The 7,857-nt window shown below is 76.1% G+C and carries 7 protein-coding genes; all 7 read right to left on the reverse strand.

The genetic code is table 11. The features are described from left to right. Positions 1 to 5: 5 nt before the first annotated feature. Entirely contained in the window at positions 6 to 1,022 is a 1,017-nt protein-coding gene (gene xerD, locus ACFI33_RS10235) for a site-specific tyrosine recombinase XerD (RefSeq protein WP_036315732.1), read from the reverse strand. Further along, positions 1,019 to 1,726, reverse strand: a complete 708-nt coding sequence (locus ACFI33_RS10240; protein WP_044659884.1) for an NUDIX domain-containing protein — start codon at positions 1,724 to 1,726, stop codon at positions 1,019 to 1,021. The genes xerD and ACFI33_RS10240 overlap by 4 nt, the downstream gene beginning before the upstream one ends. A 41-nt stretch (positions 1,727 to 1,767) precedes the next feature. Next, a complete protein-coding gene (recN, locus tag ACFI33_RS10245; protein WP_036383274.1) occupies positions 1,768 to 3,510 on the reverse strand; it encodes a DNA repair protein RecN in 1,743 nt (580 codons plus the stop codon). Next, positions 3,507 to 4,595 (reverse strand): NAD kinase, encoded by a 1,089-nt coding sequence (locus tag ACFI33_RS10250; RefSeq protein ID WP_127435595.1) that lies wholly within the window; start codon positions 4,593 to 4,595, stop codon positions 3,507 to 3,509. The genes recN and ACFI33_RS10250 overlap by 4 nt, the downstream gene beginning before the upstream one ends. Positions 4,596 to 4,708: 113 nt before the next feature. Further along, positions 4,709 to 5,551, reverse strand: coding sequence for a TlyA family RNA methyltransferase (locus ACFI33_RS10255; protein WP_078025589.1), 843 nt, complete (start codon positions 5,549 to 5,551; stop codon positions 4,709 to 4,711). After that, a complete protein-coding gene (locus ACFI33_RS10260) occupies positions 5,544 to 6,374 on the reverse strand; it encodes an HAD-IIA family hydrolase (protein WP_078025588.1) in 831 nt (276 codons plus the stop codon). Before ACFI33_RS10260 ends, ACFI33_RS10255 begins: the two co-directional genes overlap by 8 nt. After that, the gene (locus ACFI33_RS10265; RefSeq protein WP_179297204.1) at positions 6,371 to 7,273 is read right to left on the reverse strand and encodes a hypothetical protein; all 903 of its coding nucleotides are present in this window, start codon (positions 7,271 to 7,273) and stop codon (positions 6,371 to 6,373) included. Before ACFI33_RS10265 ends, ACFI33_RS10260 begins: the two co-directional genes overlap by 4 nt. Positions 7,274 to 7,857 lie beyond the last annotated feature (584 nt).

The following is a 7,857-nucleotide window of genomic DNA, read 5'->3' on the forward strand; positions in this document are numbered from 1 at the left end:
GGGGCTCAGCGCGCGCGCGGATGCGCGGCGGAGTAGACCTCGCGCAGGGAGTCCACGGTGACGAGGGTGTACACCTGCGTGGTGGTCACGGACGCGTGCCCGAGCAGCTCCTGGACCACGCGGACGTCCGCGCCGCCGGCCAGCAGGTGCGTGGCGAAGCAGTGGCGCAGGGTGTGGGGCGAGACGTCCGCCTCGAGGCCGGCGCGCTCGGCCGCCCGCTTCAGCACGGCCCACGCGGACTGCCGGGAGAGCCGGCCCCCGCGGGCGTTGACGAACAGGGCGGGCGTGGAGCGTGTGACTCCCGTCATGATCGTGGGCCGTCCCCGCACCAGCCATGCGTCGAGCGCGGCGGCCGCGTAGGAGCCGATCGGCACCACGCGCTCCTTGGACCCCTTGCCGAACAGGCGGACCACGGGCTGGCCGCCGTCGTCCCCGGTCTGCGCGAGCCCCACCACGTCGTCGACGTCGAGGCCGACCACCTCGGAGATGCGGGCGCCGGTGCCGTAGAGGAACTCGAGCAGCGCGCGGTCCCGCAGTCCGGCGGGGGTGTCGACGGGCACGGCCTCCAGCAGCGCCGTCACCTGCTCCACGGGGAGCGCCTTCGGCAGGCGGTCGCCCGGCTTCGGCGGGTGGACGTCGCGGGCGGGGTCGGCGGGCGTGAGTCCCTCGAGGGCCCAGAACCGGTGCAGGCCGCGCACGGCCGCGAGCACGCGGGCCGCCGAGCGGACCGCGAGGGGCCGCCCGCCGTCCTCGCCGGTGCCCAGCGCCCGCAGGAAGCCGGAGACGTGGCCGGGGTCGACGTCGGCGGGGGCGCGCACCCCGTGGGCTTCGAGCCAGCGGCGGTAGCGCTCGAGGTCGCGGCGGTAGGCGGCCAGCGTGTTCGCGGCGAGGCCCCGCTCGACGGCCAGGTGCTCCAGGTGGCGGCGGAACGGGGCCGCGAGCGCGGACTCCGCGCCCCGGCCCCCACGGCTCCCACGGGCCTCGGCCTCGCCGCTCCCCCGGGCGGCCGGGTCGGTGCTCACGCGGGCCAGTCCGCCCCGGGGCCGTGGCGGTCCGGGACGAAGGGGGCGTCCACGGGGCGCAGGCGCCGCCACCCCTGGGCGCGGTGGGCGCACAGGGCGAGGATCGCCACGACCGTGGAGGGGTTGTGCACGCGCCCATCCAGGACGGCGTCGGTCACCTCGTCGACGCCGACCCACACGAGCGGCATGGCGGCCTCCTCGTCCTGCCGGGTGTGCCGCTCGCCGTCGGGGATCTCTTCGATCTGACGGGCCAGGAACACGCGGATCGCCTCGCTGGAGCCGCCCGGGGTCGTGTAGTAGTCGACGAGGGTGTGCCACTCGCGGGCGCGCAGGTCGGCCTCCTCGGCCAGCTCACGGACGGCGACCTGGTGGAGGTCCTCCCCGTCCACGTCCCGCAGGCCCGCCGGGATCTCCCACAGCTCCATGCCCACGGGGTGGCGGTACTGGCGGACGAGGGCCACCTGCTCGCGGGGGCCGGTGGTGGTGAGCTTGGTGCGGACCGCGAGGATCGCCACGGCGCCCGGGTGCACCATCAGCTCCCGGGTCAGGGGATCCTGGGACTTGTCCGCCGGGTCCAGGCGGAACGACTCCCGGGCGATGTCCCACACTCGGCCTTCGTAGACGGTCTTCGACTTCTTCACCGGGCGGGGGACGTGCAGGTCGCGCAGGGGCGAGCGTCCCGCGGACGCGGGGATCTCAGGCATGGGGCGATCCTTTCATGTCGGGGCGGCGTCCGCGGACCGGGTCAGCCGCGTTCGCGGGCGGAGGACTCGAGCAGCTCCCGGGCGTGCTCGCGGGCCGCCGCGGAGTCCCCGTGCCCGGCGAGCATGCGGGCGAGCTCCTCGACCCGTTCGTCGGCCGTCAGCGTCACGACGTCGGAGGTGGTCACACCCGCGGCCGGGTCCGAGTTCTTCTCCACCCGCACGTGCCGGTCCGCGTAGGCGGCGACCTGGGGCAGGTGCGTCACGGCGATGACCTGCACGTGGCGGGCGAGCCGGGCCAGGCGGGCCCCGATCCGCACGGCGGCCTCACCGCCCACGCCGGCGTCGACCTCGTCGAACACGAAGGTGGGCACCGGGTCCGTGGCGGCCAGGACCACCTCGAGGGCGAGCATCACGCGGGAGAGCTCGCCGCCGGAGGCGCCGCGGCCCAGGGGCCGGGGCTCGACGCCCGCGTGGGGGCGCAGGGCGAGCGTGACGTCCTCAGCGCCGTACGGGCCGAGACCGTCCCCGGCGACCGGCGTCAGTCCCACGTGGAAGGAGGCGTCCGGCATGAACAGGGCGTGCAGCTCCTCGGTCACCGCGGTCTCGAGCCGCTCGGCGGCCGCGGTGCGCAGGGCGGTGAGGGTCGCGGCCCGTTCGCGCAGCGCGGCGTCGAGCCGGTCGACCTCCGCCTCGAGCTCCTCGAGGCGGCCGGAGTCGCCCTGCAGCTCGTCCAGGCGCGGACGCTGGGTCCGGGCCCAGTCGATCACGTCGGCGAGCTCCGGCCCGTAGAGCCGCTGCAGTCGTGTGAGCTCGGCCAGCCGCGACTGGGCCGCGTCGAGGTCGGAGGCCGCGTCGGCGTCCAGGTCAGCGGTGTAGCGGGCCAGGTCGCCGGCGATGTCCGTGAGCACGACGGCGGCCTCGGCCAGGCGCGCGGCCGCGGCGGCGAGCTCGGGGTCGTCGCCGGGGGCGGCGAGCACGGCCTGCTGCGCCGCCTCCACGAGGCTGACGGCGCCGGGGGTCTCGTCCATCGTGTCCACGTCGGGGCCGGCCAGTCGGGCGTGTGCCTCCCCGGAGGCGGCGCGCAGCTCCTCGACGTCCTCGAGCCGGCGGATGAGAGCCCGCAGCTCCTCGTCCTCGCCCTCCTGCGGCTCGGCGAGGTCGATCTCCTCGAGCGAGCGCTGGAGCGCCTCGGCTTCGCGGGCCCGCTCTTGGCGGTGGGCGGTGAGCTCCTCGCGCTCCCGACGCGCGGCGGTCCAGGCGGCGTGGTCCGCGCGGTAGGCGCGCAGGGCCGCGGCGAGCTCGGCGCCACCGAACGCATCGAGGGCGTGCCGCTGGGCGTCGGCGCCCTGGAGGCGGACCTGGTCGTTCTGGCCGTGCACGGCCACGAGGGTCGCCCCGATCTCGGCGAGCAGGCCGACGGGCACGGTCCGCCCGCCGGCGGCGGCGCGCGAGCGGGTCCCCTCCCCGGACGCCGTGACGCTGCGGCTCAGGACGAGCTCCCGGACGCCCTCGTCGGCCTCGTCCAGCACGGCCCCGGCGTCCTCGGCGAGGGCGAGCGCGGCGTGCGCCTCGGGCAGGCGGACGCCGGCGTCCACGACGGCACGGGACGAGCCCCGGCGGACCGCGCCCGCGTCGGCGCGAGCGCCGAGCAGCAGGCCCAGGGCGGTGACCACCATGGTCTTGCCGGCGCCGGTCTCGCCGGTGACGACGGTGAAGCCGGGGTCCAGGTCCACGGTGGCCTCGCCGATCACGCCGAGCCCCGAGATCCTCAGATGGTCGATCATGCGTCCTCCCCGGGGTGACGCGCCCCGCGGTCGCGGTGGCGCTGGATGTCCGCGGGCGAGAGCACCGACAGCGGCATGGTGGCCGGTTCGACGACGTCGGGACGCGGCCCCGCGTGCCGCGGCTCGACGGTCTCCACCGCGTGGAGCACGCCCGCCCGCTCCTGGGCGGTGACGGGGCCGCGCCAGCCGTCCGTGGGCAGCCGGAACTTGCGCACGAGCCGTTCCGCGAAGGGCGTCGGGTTGAGACGGGCCAGGCGCACCGGCTCCGCCGACCGGGACACCTCGATCCGGGCCTGCGGCGGCAGTTCGACGGTGCGCCGGCCGTCACACCACAGCACACCGGTCTCGCGGGTGCGGGTGAGCACGTCCACGCCGATCGTGGAGCGCGGACCCACCACGAGGGGGCGGGTGAACAGGGCGTGGGCGCTGATGGGCACGCACAGCAGGGCCTCCACGGAGGGCCACACCACGGGGCCCCCGGCGGAGAAGGCGTAGGCCGTGGAGCCGGTGGGGGTGGCCAGCACGACGCCGTCGCAGCCGAAGGACGTCAGCGGCGAGTTGTCCACGGAGACGACCACCTCGAGCATCCGCTCCCGGTGGGACTTCTCCACGGAGGCCTCGTTGAGGGCCCACGTGCGGGCCACCTCGCGGCCCTCCACGTGCACGACGACGTCCAGGGCCATGCGCTCGATCACCACGTAGGACTCCGAGGCGATCGCCTGGACGGTGCGGTGCAGGTCGGTGCGCTCGGACTCGGCGAGGAAGCCGACGTGGCCCAGGTTCACCGCCAGCAGCGGCACGTTGTAGCCGCGGACGAAGTCGGCCGCCCGCAGCACCGAGCCGTCGCCGCCGAGGACGAGGCCGAGGGTGATGTCCTCGAGCTCGCAGTCGACCCCGAGGGTCTCCGGCGCGAACTCCGGGGGGTCCCCCGCGGCCGCGCGGATGGCGGCCACGTCCTGTTCGAGCATGACGGTGACCAGGCCCTCCTCCGCGAACATGCGGGTGGCCTGCAGCGCCGCGCTGATGGCGTCCTCGCGGCCCGTGTGGGTCAGGACGAGGATGCGACGTCCGGGGGTGTAGGGCATGGTTCCTTCCGCGAGCCGGGGTGCCGGGCACTGCGCTCCAGGATAGCCACGAGACCGGACACGCGAACCGGTGGCCCCGCGCCCGTGGACGGGCGGTGTCCCCCGGTCGGGGGTCAGGACCAGTCGATGTGGGCGCCCCGGACCCACCCGGCGGCGCGCTCGCCGGCGGGCGGGGCCGGGCTCGTCCCGCCTGCCGGGTTGTCGGCCGCGGTGGCGTCGGGACGGCGGAGCCGCAGGAAGAACTCGGCGTTCCCGTCCTGTCCGGCCAGGCCGGATCGGGCGAGGCCGCGCGGTGCGAGGCCGGCGCCCAGCGCGGCCGCGGTCACACCCACGACGGCGTGGCGGCGGGCGTCGGGATCGGTCACGACACCGGAGCGCGGCAGGGCGCGCCGCCCGACCTCGAACTGGGGCTTGACCATGAGCAGTAGCTCGGCGCCGGGTCGGCACACGCTCGCGAGCGGGGCGAGGACGAGGCGCAGCGAGATGAAGGACAGGTCGGAGACCACCAGGTCCACCGGACCGTCGATGTCCTCGGCCGTGAGGTCGCGGATGTTGAGCCCCTCGCGCACGAGGACGCGGGGGTCGGCCCGGACGGGCGGGGCCAGCTGGTTGTGGCCCACGTCGACGGCGGCCACCCGTTCGGCGCCCCGCTCGAGGAGGACCTGGGTGAATCCGCCGGTGGAGGCCCCGGCGTCGAGCGCTCGGCGGCCGGCCACGCCCACGTCCGGGAATGCCTCGAGTGCGCTGACGAGCTTGTGGGCCGCACGGGAGACGTACCGCGGGCCCGGGTCGCGCAGGCGCAGGGTGGCGTCGGCGGCCACGCGGTCGGCGGGCCGGCGCACCGGGCGGCCGTCGAGGAGCACCTGTCCCGCGCGGATGAGCGCCGCGCCCTCCGTGCGGGAGCGTGCCAGGCCCCGAGCGGCCAGGGCGACGTCGGCGCGTGCGGTCTCAGCCACGCCGTGGGTCCGCGGAGGCCTCGGCCCCGCCGGCGAGCAGAGCGGGCAGGTGCGCACGGACCCACGTCGGCCGGTCTGGCCCGGGGGCGGCGGCCGCGGTCTCGCGCGTGTCGATGCCGGTCAGGACGAGCACCGTGTCGAACCCCGCCGCGTTGCCGCCGCGGATGTCCGTGTCCAGGCGGTCGCCGACCACGAGGGGACGGGCCAGGCCGAGGGCGTCGGCCGCCGTCCGGAACAGTCGTGGCTCGGGCTTGCCCGCCGCGACGGGCGCGGTGCCGGTGGCCCGGCCCACCGCCTCGACGAGGGCCCCGTTGCCGGGGGCGATCCCCTCCGCGCGCGGGATCGAGGTGTCCAGGTTGGTGGCGACCCAGGTGGCCCCGGCGCGCACGGCGTACGCGGCCTCCGCCAGATCGGCCCAGCCGAGACCGGGGTCGAAGCCCTGGATCACCGCGTCGGGACACTGCGCCGCGGACGCGACCACCTCGTAGCCCCGCTCCTCGACCACGGCGCGCAGGTACGCCGAGCCGACCACGAGCACCCGGCCGGTCCGGCGGCCGAGCGTCTCCTCGAGCAGGTCGACGCCCGCCGGTGCGGAGCCGAAGACCTGCCCCGCCTCCGCGGGCACCCCGAGCGTGCGGAGATGCTCGGCCACGGACTCCGGCGCGCGAGAGGCGTTGTTCGTCACGAACCCGACCGGCACGCCGCGTTCCTGCAGCGTCGACAGCGTCTCGACCGCCCCGGCGATCGCACCGTCTCCGGCGTACACGACGCCGTCCAGGTCGCACAGCAGCCCGTCGTGACCGTCGAAGAACGTGGTGCTCACCGCTCGTCTGCCTCCGGGGCCTCGAGGTCGTCGAACAGCGACAGCTGGTTCGGGTCGACCTCGTCCGGCGTGTCGACGGCGGCCGGCGGCTCCGCGACGGCCTCTTGTCGGGGCACCAAGGTCGGCTCCGCGGCGGCCTCCGGCTCCTCGGCCGGGGATCCGTCCGCCGTCGGCTCCGCACCGGCCTCGGCCGCATACCGCTCGTGGCGCCGTTCGCGGGGGGACGGGCGGCGGTTCCGGGGGTCCTCGACCGGCTCGGTGTCCACGTCGATGATCTCTGGGTCCGCGAACCCGCCCACGCCGAGGGCCTTCTCCGCGACGCGCACGGCACGCGCCCACAGCCGAGCCTCGTCGCGGCGCCCCAGGGCGAGCAGCACGTCGGCCTGGCGCTGGAACAGCCGGGGAGAGAAGGGGTAGCCGCGCCGACGGTCCAGTTCCGGGATCTGCAGGGCCTCATGGGCACCCTGGAGGTCGCCGGCGTCCTCGCGGATGCCGGAGACGACCATGGCCAGCTCGGCCCGCGCCGCGCGGTCCAGACGCGAGGCATCCACCTCGGCGGCCAGCTGCAGGGCCTTCTCCGTGCGGCCGAGGGCACGCTCGCTGTCCACCTGCGCGGCGATGTGGGTGTCGTCGCCCGTCATGCGCCGGTAGGTGCGGAACTCGCGCAACGCGTCGGCGTACTCCCCCGCCGCGTAGGCGGTGAGCGCGACGGCCTCGCGCACGCGTGACAGGCGGCCGCCCTTGCGGGACGCGGCGAGGGCGTGCTGGAACGCCAGCGTCGGGTCGACGTCCAGGTAGCGACCGGCCATCACCAGGTGCTTGGCGACCCAGCTGGCAGCACGCTCGTCAAGGCCGTTGATCTCCTTGAGCGTGCCGCGGTCGAGCTCCTTGCCCGTCACGTCCGGGTCGATGTCCGGGGAGCGCTCCTGGTCCGCACGATTCGCCGCTCGGAGGTCACCGGGATTGTGCGCGGGTCGTTCGGCGCGGTCCTCGCGACGAGGGCCCGTCGGCGCACCGCGGCGCTCGGGCCGCCCGCCATCCTGGCCCGGGCCGCGCCGGCGGTCCTCGGAGGTGGGGCGGAAGCGACGCCGCGCGCCGTCGCGACCGAACTCCTCGCGACGCGGGCCACGGTCACCGGCCCCGTCCTGACGACGCGGACCGTCTGCGGAGCCACGACGACGGTCCTCGTGAGGCCCGCCGGAGCGGCGCCGGTCACCGGCACCGCTGCGAGGACGTCCGTCGCGGTCTCCACCACGACGCCGGCCATCACCACCACGGGGCCCGCGGCCCTCGGAACCACGGTCCTCGCGGCGCTCTCGGGGGGTGTCCTCAGCCATGGTGTCCTTCCTGGGCGTCACGCCGCGATGATCCGCGGGAACGCAGTCTCTGTTCCTCATGCGCCGGCCTCACGGCCGGGTCCTCAGGAGACCAGGCTAGTGCCCGGAGCCTGTGGCGGACCGTCCTCTCGGAGAAACAGTCCAGA

It is taken from the genome of Micrococcus sp. PSi08, from assembly GCF_054960655.1.